Genomic DNA, 19287 nt, shown 5'->3' with positions numbered 1-19287 from the left:
TTACTTTTATGAAAAACTAAAAGAAACAATAGCTATTATATGAAAACTAAGCCATCCGCTTTAATAATAAAGTTCATCTATATCCTAACAATAACCCTTCTTGTATCTTGTGAAACAAAGGATGAAAGTACAGATTTGGTATTTTATCCAGAGGCAAATGAGATGGGAATTTCGCCAGACACACATCTTAAAATTACTTTTAAAAGTCAGCCAAATATCGGCAACAAAGGAAAAATCAAAATATTTGACGCCTCTAATGATTCGTTAGTAGATGTTTTAGATCTTAGTATTCCACCAGGACCAACCGAATATAAAAAGAAGCCTTATGCCGATTATATTAAAGAACCATACAATTATAATACTCCTGTTTCTACCAATGCCAATACAAAACCAGGCACACCTTCAGGTGGAGCTTTGCCTACTTCAGACGATTACCAATTAACTATTATTGGTGGGTTTTCTGATGCATTTCACTTTTATCCTATTATAGTTCACGACAGTACAGCAATCATTTATCCACATCATAATTTGCTTCATTATAATAAGCAGTACTATGTTCTAATGGACAGTACAGTGTTGTCAACACCAGATGGAAATTTCAAAGGCATTTACAATAAAAACTCATGGCAATTCCAGACAAAAAAAGATAAACCAGAACTTTCTAAAAAGAAATTAGTTGTGGATGATAGAGGAGAAGGTGACTTTAACACTTTACAAGGTGCGTTAGATTTTATACCAGAGCATCACCAAGATACCATTCATATTTCAATTAAAAATGGAGTGTATGAAGAGTTGATTTATTTCAGGAATAAATCGAACATCATTATTGAAGGTGAAAGCAGAGCAAGCACTATTGTACAATATGCTAATAATGAAGTTTTCAATCCGCATCCAAGAAATTTAAAGACCAATGAAAAACCAGGAACGTTTCCATCGAGACGTGCTGCGTTTGCGATAGATAATTGTAGTAACATTCAGCTGAAAAACCTCACTGTAAAAACATTATTAAAAGGACAGGCGGAAGGCTTACTGATTAACGGAGATCAGGTGTTAGTAAAAAACGTCACTATAGTTGGTGATGGAGATGCTTTGCAAACCAACGGACCAGCATATTTTGAAGATGTAAAAATAGATGGAGGTGGAGATATGATTTTAGGCAGAGGTCCAGCATTCTTTAAAAACTGTGAGTTTTTATCGCCTGGACCATTCATGTGGATTAGAAACACAGCCGAGAATCATGGTAACGTATTTCTAAACTGTAGTTTTACAAACACAGGAAAAAATAAAGCCGTTTTAGCACGTACCACAGATAATAGAGGAGAAGGATATCCATATTGCGAAGCTGTGTTGCTTAACTGTACTTTAGATGGTATTGATCCAAAAGGTTGGGCTGTACGTGGTGAAAACACACATAGCATTCATTATTGGGAATATAATTCTACAGATAAAACTTCTGGAGAACCAATAAACATAAGCGAGAGGCATCCTATTTCTCGTCAGTTAACAAAAGAAAACGACAGTTTGCTTATTCAACAATACACTGATCCTACATTTGTGCTTGGAGGTTGGAAACCAGAATAGGATCTATTGTACTCTGCTTCGCGATTGTTTAATCCCTTCAAGATTAGTATTGGCCCATTGCACTAAATTTTGAATATAAGGCACTAGGCTTTGTCCACGTTCGGTAAGGTTGTACTCAACTTTTGGTGGTACTTGCGGATATATGGTACGTTTTACCAAATCGTCGGCTTCTAACTTTTTTAAAGTCACCGTGAGCATTTTTTGGGAAATAGTACCAATATATTTATGAATCTCATTAAAACGTAGTGTTTTAGCGTCTTCCAGAAGTAGAATAATCAATACAGACCATTTGTCTCCAATTCTATCCAGCACATTTCGCACTGGGCAATTATCAGCATCTAAATATTTTTCTAAATTATTTTCAGTCATAACAATCTCATTTTCAATAGTAGTTACCAAAAAGTAAGTGTCTCACTTTCTTTACAGTTCTTGTTTAGTCTTTAATTACTTTTTACCTTTGACTCACTAAAAGTAAGTAATAAACTTTTGTAAAGTTAAACTATAAATTTATAATAATGAAAAAAATATTGATAACAGGTGCTACAGGACATTTAGGAAGTAGTACAGTACGTTTTTTAAAAGAAAAAGTAAGCACAGATCAAATCGCTGTTTTAGTGCGTAATACAGATAGTGATATCGTTAAAAGCTATAAGTCTGAAGGCATAGATGTTAGAGTAGGAGACTACGATAATTTTGAGAGCCTTACAGAAGCATTTAAAGGTATAGACCTTTTGTATTTTGTGTCTGGTAGTGATATAGGCAAACGTTTGCCACAGCATAAAAATGTTGTTAAAGCAGCAGAACAAGCTGGTGTAGAACATATCTTATACACAAGTACGGTTAGAAATGATGAAAGCGAAGCTGCACCATTATTTCCAGTGGTAGACTCACACAAACAAACCGAGGATTTAATCTTAGCTTCAGGATTAAACTACACCATATTAAGACACAACTTGTATGCTGAGGTCATTAATATGTTTATTGGTGACAAAGCCCAAGTACTACAAACCAAATCTATTTATTTACCAACAGAAGACGGAGTCGTATCTTTTGTGCCAAGAAAGGATTTTGCTGAGGCAGAGGCTATTATTTTGGCTAAACCAGAAGCTTATAAAAATGTGATTTTAGAGTTTAACGGTAGTGAGCAAGTAGGCTTTAAGGACGTTGCAGAAAAATTATCTGCAGTGGTTGGTGAAACCATTCCTTATATATCACCAGAAGAAGGTGAGTTTAGAAAGCAATTGGCAGCAGTAGGCTTACCTCAAGAGATTATAGATATGGTGGTAATGTTTAGCCTTGGTATTGCTAATGGGGAATTTAACCATAATACCAACGATTTAGAAACGGTATTAGGACGACCAACACAGTCCATTGCAGACTTTTTAAAAGAAACCTATGCATAAATGCATCATAGTTAAATTGTGTTGATAGGAAATCCCAAGTCTATGGCTTGGGATTTTTTTGTTTTGATTAATACGTAACTTTACGTATTGATAATGAGGTTTAAAAAGGCTAACTTCGCTTATCAATCGATATAGTTCATTGAAACGGAACTATATCTTAACGTTGTAGGTAATGCAAAAAACCAGCCGCACATTAGGCACATTTGGTTTTTGCCAACACACAAAGCCAACGCTGAAAAAACCAAAAGAGCCTAATTTTGCCACCGCACGGACGGACAATACAATAAATGAAAACAGAACTCGAAATAAAAGACAAAACCAGACAGACCGAAGGACTAAAAATTGCTCCGTTCAGACAGCATATCAGAAAAACATCTCCACACAAACACAACAGTTATTTTGAAATAATTTACCTGACCAAAGGAAAAGGTTCCCACACCATTGACACCAAAGAATATAAAATAAAACCTCCTGTAATTTTCACTATCCGGAAAGAGCAGGTTCATTTTTGGGACATCAAAACAGAACCCCAAGGCTTTGTACTTATCATCAAAAAATCCTTTATTGATAACTGTTTGGACAAGGACATCAAACGCCTGATTTCAGAATTGAGTGCACAAACCTGTCTTTTTCCCAAAGACAATACTGCTATTGACATTTTCAATATTTTACTAAATGAATATCAACAAAAGAAAAAAACAAATCAACCGATAATAGACGGACTGTTAAAAGCACTTTTGGCAAAATTTCTTGAATCAGCAACGCCAAATATTTCTAAAAACGGCAACAGCACAATCTTTCAAAAATTCATTGACCTTTTGAGCAAAGAAGATGAACTAACAAACAAAGTAAGCCATTATGCCAAATTGTTGAACACTACACCACAAAACCTAAATGCAATTTGCAGAAAAGAAACAGGACAATCCTCTGCCGAGATACTTTCAGAACACATCATCAATGAAGTAAAAAGGCTTTTGCTTTACACAGACATTACCGTAAGCGAAATTGCTCACAAACTTGATTTCAAGGACAATTCCCATTTTTCAAAATACTTCAAACGACACGTTGACCAAACTCCAGTGGGCTTTAGAAGCGACAACAACTAAATACCACACATTTTTCAAATAGACCATATTATTGGTTAAGTGTTGTATAGTTTTACGACATTAAAAACCACGAAATATGAAATGGTCAGTATCAATTATCGCTTTGCTTCTGCTTTGGTCTTGTGGAAACAATCAAGAGCAAAATGTACAAGGCAAATGGATAAAAGGAACGGAACAGGAAAAATTAAAAAGCATTGAAAACCAATTTAGGGGTTTTGATATGGCAATGGTAGAAACAGGCTACCGCTATCAGGAACTGTATTGGGCAGGACAAGACGAAAATTGGGAATATGCCGACTATCAAATTGAAAAAATCCGAAAAGCGATTGAAAACGGCTTGGAACGAAGACCTAAACGTGCAAAATCCGCAGAACATTTCTTAACCGTAGCACTTCCAGAAATGGAAAAGGCACTTGAAAAAAGAGATACAGTCGTATTCAACAAAAATTTCCAAATGCTGACCAACAGTTGTATCAGTTGCCACGCAACGGAAAAAGTACCGCATTTTACAGTAAAGAAACCTCTTTACAGACAATCACCAATTCGCAAATAAGTATGTTTCAAAAAATAATTAGTTCAGACTATTCAAAAACCACCATCATTATTCGCTTAATGGTCGGTGCGGTTTTCCTTTCGGAAGGCATTCAAAAATTCTTATTTCCTGCTATTCGTGGTGCGGGTCGATTTGAAAAAATCGGACTTCCGTCACCGGAATTTCTCGGTGCTTTTGTCGGCACGTTTGAGATTGTTTGTGGTGCGTTGATTTTACTTGGCTTGCTGACAAGATTGGCAAGTGTTCCAACACTCGTAATAATGTTGGTTGCCATTGCTACTACAAAATCAGAAATTTTAGTCAATGACGGATTTTGGGTAATGATGCACGGTAGCCGCACCGATTGGGCAATGCTTTTAGGAAGTCTGTTTTTGATAATTAAAGGTGGTGGAAAATGGTCGCTTGACTCGACATTTCAAAAAAATAATTAAAAATGGAAAACGAACTAAAACGAGAACTAAAAACACCAGGAGCCATTTTAATGGGTTTGGGTTCAATCGTAGGGACAGGCATTTTTGTAAGTATAGCCATTGCTACCCAGATAGCAGGTAGTGGCATTATTATCGCAGTGGTAATCGCTGCTGTACTTGCAGCTTTCAATGGTTTAAGTAGTGCACAGCTTGCTGCTGCACATTCGGTGAGTGGAGGCACATATGAGTATGGAAACCGCTTTCTAAACTCTTATTTTGGATTTGCTGCAGGATGGATGTTTTTGATAGCAAAATCAGCGTCTGCTGCAACCGCAGTATTAGGGTGTGTAGGCTACCTATTTTATGCTTTTGGTGTAAACGCTGACAATGTGGGCATTGTAGGAGCCGGACTTTTGTTACTTTTTGTGATGACATTACTTGTTTCCGGTGGTATTAGGCGAAGCAATCAGGCCAATATAATTATTGTTTCTGCAACCTTATTAGGACTTGCTGCACTCGTAATTGTCAGTTTCTTTGTTAAGGGCTTTCCTGTTCAACCAATTGTTGACTCTGTAAAAGACACCTCTATTACATCAATTCTCTATGGGTCAGCTTTAATGTTTGTCGCATATACCGGATATGGGCGAATTGCAACACTCGGGGAAGAGGTCTCCGAACCACGTACTACAATTCCCAAAGCCATTATTCTTGCAATGGTAATTATTGTAATACTCTACCTTGCCGTTTCACTTACAGCGATAAATGTTATGGGAGCGGAAGCATTTGGTCTAAGCGTTGAGGGAAAAGCAGCGCCATTGATGTTAGTTGCTCAGTCACTTTCAGTACCTGTTATTGGCTCTGTAATCACTATTGCTGCCATTACTGCTATGTTAGGAGTAGTGCTTAATTTACTGCTTGGTTTGTCGCGTGTAATTCTTAGTATGGCACGGAGAAAAGACCTGCCTGCTAAATTGTCCAAAATAAATCACAAAACTCAAAGTCCCGCTGTAGCTGTTTGGGTGACAGGAGGTATAATTGGAGTATTGGTGTTAAGCGGAGATGTTGTTTTTACTTGGTCATTCAGTGCGTTTACAGTATTGATTTATTACGCTATTACTAATCTAGCGGCTCTGAGAATGCCTGCGGACTTACGCTTATATCCTCGTTGGATTCCCGCTTTTGGCTTATTTGGATGTCTGTTTCTCGCCTTTTGGATTGAACCTACTTTTTGGATTGGTGGTCTTGCATTATTAGGTGTTGGTTTGATTTGGCATTCAATTGCTTTAAAGTTGAAATCCCGAAACAAAGATTAATAAACGTCTAAAATAAAGCCTCGGATTATGTCTATTGACATTAATATCAAAGCCAACGCTCGACAGCCACACACATTGCCAAGCCGCTCGAATCAGCCGCACAATCCTAAGCTTGTCAATAAGTGTGTCTTCCTCAACGCACGGACGAAAAAGAAAGCACTACCTACAACATTGTATAAGCGTAATGCGGGCGAAGTGGCTAAAATTTAGTATTTTGCCATCTATCAAAGTTCGTGTTGGCGGACAGTGTATTGCTCCGAAAACCCGCACTACGCTTATACTTGACCGATAAGCGTAACGATCAAAATAATTTTATAAAAGCTAATAATCCAGTTTTTACAAACCTCAAAAATCATTTAAAAAATACCAATGTAATTAACTACATTTGCAGCGCGTAAAAAGAATCCATCTTTAATCCCAAAAAAGAGGACACAAAAGTTGGGTATGATGTTTAACTAAAAAGATTCCTGCCTTCGCAGGAAATATTATGAAAGCTGGAATTGTAGGATTACCAAACGTAGGAAAATCAACTTTATTTAACTGTTTGTCTAATGCCAAAGCGCAAAGTGCAAACTTTCCATTCTGTACCATAGAACCTAATATTGGTGTGGTAAACGTACCAGATCCAAGATTATCAAAATTAGAGGAATTGGTAAAGCCAGAGCGCGTTATGCCAGCAACCGTAGAGATTGTGGATATTGCAGGTTTGGTAAAAGGAGCGAGTAAAGGTGAAGGTTTAGGAAATCAATTCTTGGCAAACATCAGAGAAACAGATGCTATTCTACACGTCTTACGTTGTTTTGATAATGATAATATTGTTCATGTTGATGGTTCTGTAAATCCTCTAAGAGACAAGGAAACCATTGATATGGAGCTTCAGCTTAAAGATCTAGAGACTACAGAGAAAAAGCTAGATAAGGTAAAGCGTGCTGCAAAAACAGGTAATAAAGAAGCACAAGCTGAAGAAGCAGTACTTTTAAAAATAAAAGAAGGTTTAGAATCGGGGAAATCGGTCAGAGCATTAGAGTTTTCTGAAGACGATTATGAAGATTACGTAAAGCCTGCACAATTCATTACCGATAAGCCTGTAATGTATGTTTGTAATGTAGATGAAGGTGCTGCTACAACAGGTAATGATTATGTTGAAAAAGTAAGAGAAGCTGTAAAAGACGAAAATGCTGAAGTATTAGTTTTGGCAGTTGGTACAGAAGCAGATATCAATGAGCTAGATGATTATGAAGAGCGCCAAATGTTTTTGGCAGACATAGGTTTAGACGAACCTGGTTCGGCAAAATTAATTCGTGCCGCATACAAATTACTAAAACAGCAGACTTACTTTACTGCTGGTGTAAAAGAAGTAAGAGCTTGGACGGTAACTGTTGGTGCTACTGCGCCACAAGCTGCTGGAGTTATTCATACCGATTTTGAAAAAGGCTTTATTAGAGCAGAGGTTATTGCATACGACGATTACGTGCAATATGGAAGTGAGAATAAAGTAAAAGAAGCAGGTAAAATGCGTGTTGAAGGTAAAAATTACATTGTTAAGGATGGAGATGTGATGCATTTCTTATTCAACGTGTAAATTTTTTATCATTTATTCGGTTTTTAACGTCTTGATTATCAGTTAACGTCTTGTTTGGGCTGAAAAAATCAAAGAAAATTATGTGACAGCTTCTTAAGTGAAGTGTCTTATACATAAAGATAGATTATGCCTCAAATTATAGTAGAAACCGTAATTAATGCCAATATTGAGGTTTGTTTTGATTTGGCAAGAGATATTCGTTTTTATGCTGAATCCTTAAAAAACCGAAATGAAATTCCTGTTAGTGGAAAAACATCTGGTTTTATGGAGGAAGGGGATTTTGTAACTTGGGAAACCAATCATCTTGGCTTTGTACAACACCTTACAATAACTGTCACAGGTTTTGAAAAACCTTTTTTATATGTGAACGAAATGACTGATGGTAGTTTTAAATCTTACAGGCATGCACATATTTTTAAAGAAGAACAAGAAGGTAAAACCATAATGATAAATGAACTTCACTTTACTTCTAAATATGGAATTCTAGGTAAACTTATAGATAACCTAATTTTAAAAAGACATATTAAGCGTATTCTAATTGATAGAAACGAAATTTTTAAGCAAAAAGCTGAGGAATTATCAAAACGATGAAATCTGTTATAGGTTCTCAACAATAGCGGTACTTTATTGTTAATTACTTTACCAAAAGCGAGTTTCATTTTTTACGGTATAGTATTATATTAGCAGTCCACCGTAATAATAACCGTCCTTTTTCTATGGCAGAACAATCTAACTATACAGAAGATAATATTCGTTCACTCGATTGGAAAGAACACATCCGTATGCGTCCTGGTATGTATATCGGTAAGTTGGGTGATGGTTCTTCGCCAGACGATGGTATTTATATCCTTCTTAAAGAAGTTTTAGACAACTCTATAGATGAGTTTGTTATGGGAGCTGGTAAAACTATTGAGGTTTCCATTCAAGGCGAACGTGTCATTGTTAGAGATTATGGTCGAGGTATTCCGTTAGGGAAAGTGGTAGATGTTGTTTCTAAAATGAATACAGGTGGAAAGTACGATACCAAAGCCTTTAAGAAATCTGTAGGTTTGAATGGTGTCGGTACCAAAGCGGTAAATGCGTTATCGACTTATTTTAGAGTAGAATCAACTAGAGATGGTAAGTCGGCTTCAGCTGAGTTTGAACAAGGGGACTTAACTAATCAGGAATTACTTGAAGAAACGAGTAGAAGAAAAGGAACTAAAGTTAGTTTTATTCCTGATGAAGCGATATTCAAAAACTACAAATTCCGAAATGAGTATGTAGAACGTATGCTTAAAAACTATGTGTACCTAAATCCAGGTTTAACTATAGTTTTCAATGGTGAAAAGTTCTACAGTGAAAATGGTTTAAAAGATTTGCTTTCTGAAAACATCAATACTTCAGATTTACTTTATCCGATTATTCACTTACGTGGTGACGATATTGAAGTTGCCATTACGCACAGTAAAACTCAGTACAGCGAAGAATATCATTCTTTTGTAAATGGCCAGAATACAACACAAGGAGGAACCCATTTAGCGGCTTTTAGAGAAGCTATTGTAAAAACCATTCGAGAGTTTTACGGTAAAAACTATGACGCATCAGACATAAGAAAGTCTGTTGTAGCTGCTATAGCTATTAAAGTTATGGAGCCAGTTTTTGAAAGTCAGACAAAAACAAAACTAGGTTCTACAGATATGGGTGGCGAATTGCCTACGGTAAGAACTTATATTAATGATTTTGTAAAAACATATTTAGATAATTACCTTCATAAAAATTCTGAGGCTGCAGAAAAGATTCAGCGAAAGATTTTACAGGCAGAGCGTGAACGTAAGGAGTTATCCGGAATTAGAAAATTGGCTAAGGACAGAGCTAAAAAAGCGAGTCTTCATAATAAAAAACTTAGAGATTGTCGTATTCACTTTGGTGATACCAAAAACGAAAGATATCTCGATACAACATTGTTTATTACAGAGGGAGATTCTGCATCAGGTAGTATTACAAAGTCTAGAGATGTTAACACACAAGCTGTTTTTAGTTTGAAGGGAAAACCTTTAAACTGTTATGGACTTAGCAAAAAGATAGTTTACGAAAACGAAGAGTTTAATCTTTTGCAAGCAGCATTAAATATAGAAGAGTCTTTAGAGGATTTGCGTTATAACAATGTTGTAATTGCAACTGATGCCGATGTTGATGGTATGCACATTCGTTTGTTGTTAATTACTTTCTTCTTACAGTTTTTTCCTGAAGTTATAAAGGAGGGACATTTGTATATTTTGCAAACTCCTTTATTTAGGGTTAGAAATAAAAAAGAGACGATTTATTGTTACACGGATGAAGAGCGTGTAGATGCTATTGAAAAATTAAAGCCTAAACCTGAGATTACACGATTTAAGGGATTGGGTGAAATTTCACCAGATGAATTCAAGCATTTTATTGGTGAAGATATGCGTTTAGATCCCGTAATGCTAGATAAAGACATGTCTATTGAAGAATTATTGTCATTTTATATGGGAAAAAACACACCGACTAGACAAGAATTCATTATCGAAAATCTTAAAGTTGAACTTGATATTGTTGAAGAAACTGCATGAGAACCGACAATAGAAAAGTAAGAAATACGGTTATTTCCATTTATTTTGTATTGATATTGCTAACGGTTTTAATGGCAACGGTATTTAGTTCATTAGAATTGGTTGAGAATGGTGTTTTTTATGTCTTTCTAGGGTTTTTAGTGCTTTTAGTGCTAGTGCAATCTATAGCAGGTTATTTTGAGTACGATAGTGATGGTGATAAAATTATTGTAATTAATAAAGGGTTAATTCTTACGGAATACATTAATTACAGGCAGAAGAAGATTAAATTCAAAAGGAATCAACTAGTAGGATTCAAGATTAAAAATTATTTTTTTTATAAATCATTGGTTTTACAAATCAAAACTCATGAAGATAGGGTGGTAAAGTATCGCTTTAATGTTACTTTACTAAAGCCTAAGAAAATCAGATATGTAAAGCAGTCTCTAAGGAAAATATTCAAGGAAAGAAAAATTAGCAAATTAGGATAGAGGATGTCAGAAGAAAATGAAGAGCTTTTAAACGATGAAAGCGGTAACCAGGAAACAATAACCAAGGTTACAGGAATGTATAAAGATTGGTTTCTAGATTACGCTTCGTATGTAATCTTGGAACGTGCTGTGCCAGCTATAGAAGATGGTTTCAAACCTGTGCAAAGACGAATTATGCATTCCATGAAAGATCTCGATGATGGTCGTTATAACAAAGTAGCGAATATTGTCGGTCATACCATGCAATATCATCCTCACGGTGATGCCAGTATAGCGGATGCTATGGTTCAGATTGGTCAGAAAGACTTACTGATAGATACTCAAGGTAACTGGGGAAATATCCTTACAGGTGATCGTGCGGCAGCTTCTCGTTATATTGAAGCTAGACTTTCAAAATTTGCTTTAGATGTTGTATATAATCCGAAAATTACAGAGTGGCAAGCTTCTTACGATGGTAGAAGGAAAGAGCCGATTAATCTTCCTGTGATGTTTCCTTTGCTTTTAGCGCAAGGAGGTGAAGGAATTGCGGTAGGACTTTCAACAAAGATTCTTCCGCATAATTTTATAGAATTAATTGACGCTTCTGTAAAACATCTTAAAGGTAAGCGATTTAGCTTAATGCCAGATTTCCCGACAGCAGGTATTGCTGATTTTACTAACTATAATGACGGTATGCGTGGCGGAAGAGTTAGGGTAAGAGCTAAAATTTCACAGCGAGATAAAAATACCTTGGTTATTACTGAAATTCCATTTGGAACTACAACATCTTCGTTGATAGATTCAATTCTTAAAGCCAATGATAAGGGTAAAATAAAAATCAAGAGAATTGAAGATAATACAGCTGCTGAAGTTGAAATATTAGTACATCTTCCGTCTGGTTTATCTCCAGATAAAACTATAGATGCACTATATGCTTTTACAAGTTGTGAAACCTCTATTTCTCCATTAGGCTGTGTTATTGAAGATAATAAGCCGTTTTTTGTTGGTGTTACAGAAATGCTGCGTCGTTCTACAGATAACACCGTTCAGCTCTTAAAACAAGAGTTAGAAATAAAACTCGGTGAATTTGAAGAGCAATGGCACTTTGCATCTTTAGAGCGTATTTTTATTGAGAATAGAATTTACCGTGATATTGAAGAAGAGGAAACATGGGAAGGAGTGATAGAGGCAATTGATAAAGGGCTTCAGCCACATATTAAGCATTTAAAGCGAGAAGTTACCACAGAAGATATTACACGTCTTACGGAAATTAGAATCAAAAGAATTTCAAAATTCGATATTGATAAGGCACAGCAAAAAATTGAAGCTTTAGAAGATCAAATAGCTGAAGTAAAACATCACTTAGCTAATCTTATAGATTATGCCATAGCGTATTTTGAAAGACTAAAAAAGGATTACGGTGAAGGTAAAGAGCGTAAAACTGAAATTAGAGTTTTTGATGATGTAGATGCTACTAAGGTTGTTATAAGAAACACAAAACTCTATGTAAACAGAGAGGAAGGCTTTATTGGTACATCTTTAAGGCGTGATGAATATGTGTGCGATTGTAGTGATATAGATGATATTATCTGCTTCACTGCTGATGGTAAGATGATGGTAACCAAAGTGGATACGAAAACATTTATTGGTAAGAATATTATCCATGTTGCTGTTTTTAAGAAGAAGGACAAGCGCACGATCTACAACATGATTTATCGCGATGGCAAGAAAGGCCCTTCTTACGTGAAACGTTTTGCTGTTACAAGTATGACTCGAGATAGAGAGTACGATATGACCAATGGCAATAAAGGATCGTCTCTTTGGTATTTTTCCGCAAATCCAAATGGAGAGGCGGAAGTAGTAACTATTTTATTAAGACAGGTTGGAAGTATCAAAAAGCTGAAATGGGACTTAGATTTTTCTGATGTTTTAATAAAAGGGAGATCGTCTAAAGGTAACTTGGTTACTAAATACGCTATAAAACGTGTAGAGCTCAAAGAAAAAGGCGTTTCAACATTGAAACCAAGAAAGATTTGGTTCGATGATACTGTTCAAAGATTGAATGTGGATGGTAGAGGTGAGTTGATTGGTGAGTTTAGGGGTGAAGACCGTTTGTTGATTATTACGCAGTCAGGTATGGCAAAAACGATAATACCAGAATTAACGACTCATTTTGAAGACGATATGATTGTTTTAGAAAAATGGGTGCCTAAAAAACCTATTTCAGCAATTTACTACGATGGTGAAAAAGAGCGTTACTATGTGAAACGCTTTTTGATAGAACAAGAAGGAAAAGAGGAAACTTTTATATCGGATCATCCAAGCTCTCAATTAGAAGTTATCTCAACAGATTGGCGTCCTATGGTAGATGTTGAATTCACGAAAGAACGAGGTAAAGATCGTAAGCCTAATATGGAGGTTAATCTTGAAGAGTTTATTGCAGTAAAAGGCATTAATGCACTAGGAAATCAGTTGACTAGAGATAAAATAAACCAAATAAACATTCTAGACCCATTACCTTATGAAGCTCCTGAAGAAGTTCACGCGGATGATTTAGAAGTTATAGACGAGGAAACCGTTGATAGTGATGAAGATTCGGAATCTTCAAGCGATTCTGAAAACACATCTAATGATTCAGAAGGTAAAGATGAACAAGGTCAGGGGACATTATTTTAGTGAAAGTTAAAAATTAGGTTTAACCTGTTTTAAATTAAAATTTAAAATAGCTTTGTCAATCATTTCTTGTTTGTTGTCTGTAGTTAAAATATTATTTTCTATTAATTCATTCAACAGTTTACTGAACTGTAAAGACCCTTTGTAGTTTAGATGGTGTAAGTCTAAATAATACTTATTTGGAAATTTCATATTGTCAAAATCCAATAATTCAACATCGTTAAATTGAGTTTTTAGCACTTTTTGGTAAATAGATTCATTGCCTAAGTCAGCATATAATTCATGTTGAGGACTTCTAATTAAAAAAATATCTACATTATTTTTTCTACACTCATCAATCATTTTTCTTAAATATTTGAGATTGACATTGGAAACTACATGATTTTTAGAAATACTAGAATTAAAATCTTTTTTAGCAATTAAATCATCAACTTTACTAAGTTTAGATTCTGTGTATCCACCAAAATCATCAATCAAACTATAATCACTTCTCAAAATTCTATATAGATTTTTTCTTGTAGCAATCGAGTAGCTTGTAAATAAATCAGTAGGATTATTGTCCATCAATAAATTGAAATCTTCAGAACCTATATATGGGGAGTAATATTGAAGGTAAAAAGACATTTTTTCATAACCCCAAGTCCATTCATCCATTATGCTATCCACATTGTTATTGGTGAATTCGATGAGAACAGTTTTAATTTGACTATTTTCATTAATAATTTGCTTCAATTTTTGAAAATTATAAAAATAAGATTCGCCTGAAGAAGAGAGGTTAGACGTGTTTGAAAGAATTGAATCATTTACAGAGCACTGCGAGTGTGAGTGTCCTACAACTATCGTTGTGTTCTTTTTTGGTATTTTAAGATCGGCTCTAGATTTAATAGTCTCACTAGAGATCAACGCTAAGGCAATAATTACCAAGAAGGATAACGAAAGAAAAATTATTATTTTTTTTATGAGAATTTTCATGCTAAAATTGAAAATAAATAAATTCTTGTTCTTTACCGATAAATAAAAATATTAAGCAAACTATACTCACGTAAAAAGTCAACCTTAGACTTCTAGGCCAATTCAGTCCTAGCTTTTCAAGGCCATATTGCGTTTCTCTACCAATCCACTCAACCAATAATAAAAAGACTATGAGAATTAAAACCTCTCCTGCATGAGTCTTGTTTTCAAACTCAGGTATTGAGAATAAGTTGTTAGAGAATATTCCTTGTAAGTACTCTAAAGCGTGATTAATTGAGTTTGCTCTAAAAAACACCCAAGCCAACACTGTAAGACAAAAAGTAGAAATAATGCTTATCATATTTTTAAAAGATGGTAAGTATCTGTCTTGAGCTACAACTCCAATATTTGACCTGTTTCTTTTGGTTAGAAGCAAAGGAAGAAAATAAATAGCATTTAATCCGCCCCAAACTATGAAAGTCCAATTAGCACCATGCCAAAAACCGCTAACCAAAAATATAATAAAAGTATTTCTTACCTTCATTAAAGTGCCACCTTTACTACCGCCTAACGGAATGTACAGGTAATCCCTAAACCACGTTGAAAGTGATATATGCCAACGTCTCCAAAATTCAGCTATATCCCTTGAAAAATATGGAAATGCAAAATTTTGCTTTAAATCAAATCCGAATAACCTAGATGTGCCAATGGCTATATCTGAATAACCTGAAAAATCACCATATATTTGAAAAGTAAAAAATATTGCGCCAAGTAATAGTGTACTTCCGTTGTACTCTGTGTGGTTATTAAAAAATTCATTTGCGAATTCGGCACAATTATCCGCTATGACCACCTTTTTAAACATGCCCCAAAGCATTTGACGTAACCCGTCTACGGCTTTGTTATATTCAAACTTTCTTTTTTTATAAAACTGAGGAAGCAAATTAGTAGCACGCTCGATAGGTCCTGCAACTAATTGAGGGAAAAAACTAACGAATGCAGAAAACGCAATAAAGTCTTTAGTAGGTTCAAGATTTCTTTTGTAGACATCAATTGTATAGCTTAACGTTTGAAATGTATAAAAACTAATACCAACAGGAAGAATGATTTTTAAAGAGTTAGCATGTAGTTCGTTACCAAAAAAAGTAAAGGCTGTTATTAGATTCTCTAGAAAAAAATTATAGTATTTAAAAAAGCCGAGAAAGCCTAGGTTTACTATAATACTTACCCATAAAAAGATTTTGCGTTTTTTTGAATTGTTCTCTTTAGATAAGGCAATTCCTATGGAATAATCTACTAGAGTGCTAAAAACAATTAACGAAAGAAATCTCCAATCCCACCAGCCATAGAAAACATAACTAGCTATTACAATTAAAAGATTCTGCAGCTTTAGATTTTTTTTAAAAACAAACCAGTATAATATAAAAACTACTGGTAAGAATACTGCGAAGTCTATTGAATTAAAAAGCATTAACTGAGAGTTTTATAGATTTGGGTTAGCAAAAACACGTTAATTTTTGTGAAATATAGTAAATACAAATTCCAGCGACCTAAAAAGTGCTTAAATTTTAGTTAAGCGGAATAAAAACAACGTTCTATAACTTTTAGGTAAGGTTTTAATTATTTCTTTTTAACCGTCTTGAAGTTCAAGAATTCAACAAATATTGAAAAAGCAATAGCGAAGTATAAGTAACCTTTTGGTATAGCGCCAACCGATTTTCCAAAAAATTCAGTATGAGAAAGATGTGCTGCTTCTGTGATTAGCATAAAGCCTATCAAAATTAAAAAGGCAAGACCTAATATTTGCATACTTGGATTGCGGTCTATAAACTTTCGGATTGGGTTTGCAAAACCAATCATAACAGCTATTGATATAATTACAGCAATAATCATAAGAACTAAAGTGTAATTATGATTTGGGTGTAATCCGTTTGTCATACCAACTGCGGTAAGGATAGAATCTATTGAGAAAATAAAATCGATGATTAAAATCTGTACAATGGCTTGTTTTAATGACTTTATGACTTTAGATTTCATGCTATCTTCATCATGTTTTGGAGATTCTACTTTCTCTCTTATTTCAGAAGTACTTTTGTATATTAGGAATAACCCTCCTAAAAACAATATCAAAGCTTGCCAACTTATAGCTAAATGTAGCCAATCGGTATCTATAGTGTAAAAAGGTTCGCTTAAGCCGATTAAGAAAGACACAAAAAACAAAAGCACTATACGCTGTACCATAGCTAAAAGCAGTCCTATATTGGTCGCTTTACTTCTTTGACTTTCGGGTAATTTGTTTGCTGCAATAGATATGAAGACTATATTGTCGATTCCTAAGATTATTTCTAAAAACGTTAGCGTTAACAAGGCCATGATGGCGTCTGAAGTAAGTAGGAAATCTAACATAGGTAATTAATCTATTTTTTTTGCTATACCTGTTTCTACGTGGATATCTCTATTAGCTTTTTTAATGGCGTGTTTGTATTCAAAAACGTAAGAGTCCTTTGTTGTAGAAAGGATTTTCATGTGGATAGGTTCTTTTTCTGATAAGCTATTAGGGTTCAATTTTTTTAGAATAAACTCACAATCATTGATCCATCTTACTGAAGAAGTATCAGCTTTACCGTCATAATAATCAATGCTCAAAGAGTCGTTACGAACAAATTTACCAGTTTTTTCAACTCCATCAATTATGTAATTAAATTGAAATGTGCCTGTTTTGAAATCCGCACAGTTACGTTCTGTATTGTAGCAGCTAGTAAAAATTAAGAGTATAAATATTGAATAAAAATTTCTCATCTAAAACCTTTGGGCAAAGATAATGAATCATGTATTTAAATTAAGGTTTGTAGCTTTTAAAAGTACCATCCTTATAAAAGATAACAATCTTTTCAATTTCTGAAGTAGTATTAGGTGTGGAATTTTGGGCAGAGATGTTATTCTCTGGCTCAGATATTTTTTTTACTGGCTGAATATCAGTTTTTATTTCTTCCTGAATTTTTTCGTTTCTAGGAAATTCACCTTTGCCATTTAAGAGCCAATACAATTCAACTTCAGGGTAGGTGTCAAGAATCTTCATTACAAAATCTAAGCTAGGTTTGTTTCTTCCAGATAGAATATGTGAAATACTGGAACGCTGAACTCCAATTTTTTCAGCAAAACCAGATGCGGTTTCGCCATAAAATTCTATGACTTTTTGGAGTCTTTCTGTAAATTTTAATGAGTTTATCATTGTAAACTTATGTCTTAGCTATTGAGGTGTTACAAAAGTAAACAATAAATGATTATTCTAATTAAAAGTGGCGTTAAAAGTTTAAAAAAATTTAAAATTACACTTTAATTAATAGTTTTTATTTACTGAATAACAGTATTTTAAGTGCATTAAAATTTATTTCAATTTTTGTCTGATATTTAATTGTAGCTATTGATGATTAATGTATATCTATTGTTCATTAATGTAAACATAATTCATATTTCAATTGTTTATATTTGTAAAAAAACAAATGATTACATTTGTAAACTAATGAAAAAGTAAATGAACATAACTGATTTATATACTATATATACTGACATAAAAGAGCAAGGTTTGTTTGGTAGGTATATCACAAATTCAAACATTGAAAAATGTTTAGATAAGCTTCCTAAAGCTCTAATAGAAACCATTGGATATTCGGTTGAGAAGCGACCGATTTATAAATTGCAATTTGGAACTGGTCCGAAAAAAGTATTGATGTGGTCACAGATGCACGGTAATGAATCAACAACTACTAAAGCACTTTTTGATTGTATCAATCTATTTCAAACCCAGAATGAGTTTTCTAAGAAGCTTCTAGAGTCTTGTACAATTGTTATGATTCCAATATTAAACCCAGATGGTGCTGAGCGTTATACTAGGGCAAATGCTAATGAGGTGGATATTAATAGGGATGCTCAAGACTTATCTCAACCAGAAAGTAATGTTTTAAGAGGTCTTTATGATGAATTTAAACCACATTATTGCTTCAATCTACATGGTCAGCGTACCATTTTTGGAGCCGGATCTACAGGTGTTTCTGCTACAATGTCATTTTTATCTCCTGCTGAGGATGAAAATCGGTCACTAACAGAGAACAGAAAAGTAGCTATGACAATAATATCTGATATAAATAATGAGCTTAAAGATTTAATTCCTAATGGGATTGGGCGTTATGATGACGGTTTTAACTTAAATTGCGTAGGTGATACATTCCAAAGCTTTGGAGTGCCAACGGTCTTATATGAAACAGGGCATTACCCAAATGATTATGATAGGGAAGGGGTGCGTAAACTAGCTTTTATAGCTATCCTTAAAGGAATTGAATCTATTATTGGTGGAGTTGATTCAGATAAATATGAAGACTACTTTAAAATCCCTGAAAACACTAAAACTTTTTATGACATAATTATTAGAAATGGTAGGATAAATAAAGGTGAAGAACGTTTTGATGTTGCTATACAATATAAAGAGTCTCTTAAAAATGGAAAAATTGATTTTATTCCGGTAGTGGAATCTATATCAGATTTAAATGCTTATTATGGTCATAAAGAAATTGATGCAAAAGGGGCTTTGGTAAAAAATGCAGAAAATTTGGAGCTAAAAGTGGGTTACGAAAACGTTTTCGTTTTGATAAATAATGAGAAAACGTCACTAAAAGCCTAAATTATTTCAATA

General features: G+C 34.3%; 18 protein-coding genes. 12 read left to right on the top strand and 6 right to left on the bottom strand.

Annotation, left to right across the window (positions count from 1 at the left end):
- Nucleotides 1-39 precede the first annotated feature (39 nt).
- The gene (locus AC2H4K_RS17520) at nt 40-1581 is read left to right on the top strand and encodes a pectinesterase family protein (protein ID WP_493742654.1); all 1542 of its coding nucleotides are present in this window, start codon (nt 40-42) and stop codon (nt 1579-1581) included.
- Between the two features lie 3 nt (nt 1582-1584).
- Here the strand turns inward: AC2H4K_RS17520 and AC2H4K_RS17515 are convergent, their stop codons facing one another.
- Nucleotides 1585-1950 (bottom strand): winged helix-turn-helix transcriptional regulator, encoded by a 366-nt coding sequence (locus AC2H4K_RS17515; protein ID WP_281140986.1) that lies wholly within the window; start codon nt 1948-1950, stop codon nt 1585-1587.
- 146 nt (nt 1951-2096) lie between these two features.
- Here AC2H4K_RS17515 and AC2H4K_RS17510 point away from each other — a divergent pair, with 146 nt between their 5' ends.
- From AC2H4K_RS17510 to AC2H4K_RS17465, 10 genes are all read left to right on the top strand, one after another.
- Nucleotides 2097-2984, top strand: coding sequence for an SDR family oxidoreductase (locus AC2H4K_RS17510; protein WP_281140985.1), 888 nt, complete (start codon nt 2097-2099; stop codon nt 2982-2984).
- Between the two features lie 287 nt (nt 2985-3271).
- Nucleotides 3272-4090 carry an AraC family transcriptional regulator gene (locus AC2H4K_RS17505; RefSeq protein WP_493742653.1) on the top strand — a complete coding sequence of 273 codons (819 nt, stop codon included), beginning with the start codon at nt 3272-3274 and terminating at the stop codon, nt 4088-4090.
- A 76-nt stretch (nt 4091-4166) separates the two neighbouring features.
- Nucleotides 4167-4643, top strand: a complete 477-nt coding sequence (locus AC2H4K_RS17500; protein WP_286406365.1) for a hypothetical protein — start codon at nt 4167-4169, stop codon at nt 4641-4643.
- A 2-nt stretch (nt 4644-4645) separates the two neighbouring features.
- Nucleotides 4646-5074, top strand: a complete 429-nt coding sequence (locus AC2H4K_RS17495) for a DoxX family protein (RefSeq protein ID WP_168817718.1) — start codon at nt 4646-4648, stop codon at nt 5072-5074.
- Between the two features lie 2 nt (nt 5075-5076).
- A complete protein-coding gene (locus AC2H4K_RS17490; RefSeq protein WP_158210464.1) occupies nt 5077-6366 on the top strand; it encodes an APC family permease in 1290 nt (429 codons plus the stop codon).
- 487 nt (nt 6367-6853) lie between these two features.
- Nucleotides 6854-7948, top strand: a complete 1095-nt coding sequence (gene ychF, locus AC2H4K_RS17485) for a redox-regulated ATPase YchF (RefSeq protein WP_281140982.1) — start codon at nt 6854-6856, stop codon at nt 7946-7948.
- 126 nt (nt 7949-8074) lie between these two features.
- Complete coding sequence (locus AC2H4K_RS17480) at nt 8075-8539, top strand: SRPBCC family protein (RefSeq protein WP_493742652.1); 465 nt, start codon at nt 8075-8077, stop codon at nt 8537-8539.
- Between the two features lie 125 nt (nt 8540-8664).
- Complete coding sequence (locus tag AC2H4K_RS17475) at nt 8665-10524, top strand: DNA topoisomerase IV subunit B (RefSeq protein WP_281140980.1); 1860 nt, start codon at nt 8665-8667, stop codon at nt 10522-10524.
- Nucleotides 10521-10994 (top strand): hypothetical protein, encoded by a 474-nt coding sequence (locus AC2H4K_RS17470; protein WP_281140979.1) that lies wholly within the window; start codon nt 10521-10523, stop codon nt 10992-10994. Before AC2H4K_RS17475 ends, AC2H4K_RS17470 begins: the two co-directional genes overlap by 4 nt.
- A gap of 3 nt (nt 10995-10997) precedes the next feature.
- Entirely contained in the window at nt 10998-13649 is a 2652-nt protein-coding gene (locus AC2H4K_RS17465) for a DNA gyrase/topoisomerase IV subunit A (RefSeq protein WP_281140978.1), read from the top strand.
- 6 nt (nt 13650-13655) lie between these two features.
- On the opposite strand, the gene AC2H4K_RS17460 is transcribed toward AC2H4K_RS17465, so the two are convergent.
- The 5 genes from AC2H4K_RS17460 to AC2H4K_RS17440 all read right to left on the bottom strand — a co-directional run bounded on the left by AC2H4K_RS17460 (nt 13656) and on the right by AC2H4K_RS17440 (nt 17829).
- Nucleotides 13656-14618: an LB_356 family protein gene (locus AC2H4K_RS17460; RefSeq protein WP_281140977.1), complete on the bottom strand. Its 963-nt coding sequence runs from the start codon at nt 14616-14618 to the stop codon at nt 13656-13658.
- Nucleotide 14619: 1 nt separating this feature from the next.
- Entirely contained in the window at nt 14620-16068 is a 1449-nt protein-coding gene (locus tag AC2H4K_RS17455; protein WP_281140976.1) for an MBOAT family O-acyltransferase, read from the bottom strand.
- 149 nt (nt 16069-16217) lie between these two features.
- Nucleotides 16218-17003, bottom strand: coding sequence for a TerC family protein (locus AC2H4K_RS17450; protein ID WP_281140975.1), 786 nt, complete (start codon nt 17001-17003; stop codon nt 16218-16220).
- Between the two features lie 6 nt (nt 17004-17009).
- Nucleotides 17010-17396 carry a hypothetical protein gene (locus tag AC2H4K_RS17445; RefSeq protein WP_281140974.1) on the bottom strand — a complete coding sequence of 129 codons (387 nt, stop codon included), beginning with the start codon at nt 17394-17396 and terminating at the stop codon, nt 17010-17012.
- A gap of 40 nt (nt 17397-17436) precedes the next feature.
- Entirely contained in the window at nt 17437-17829 is a 393-nt protein-coding gene (locus AC2H4K_RS17440) for a helix-turn-helix domain-containing protein (RefSeq protein WP_281140973.1), read from the bottom strand.
- Nucleotides 17830-18132: 303 nt separating this feature from the next.
- Between AC2H4K_RS17440 and AC2H4K_RS17435 the strand changes: the two genes are divergently transcribed.
- A complete protein-coding gene (locus tag AC2H4K_RS17435) occupies nt 18133-19275 on the top strand; it encodes a M14 family metallopeptidase (protein WP_281140972.1) in 1143 nt (380 codons plus the stop codon).
- The last annotated feature ends 12 nt before the right edge of the window (nt 19276-19287 follow it).

Source organism: Winogradskyella sp. 266wxhm, assembly GCF_058964685.1.
Note: the sequence above shows the minus strand (reverse complement) of the source record. Positions and strands in the feature narration are given on the sequence as shown.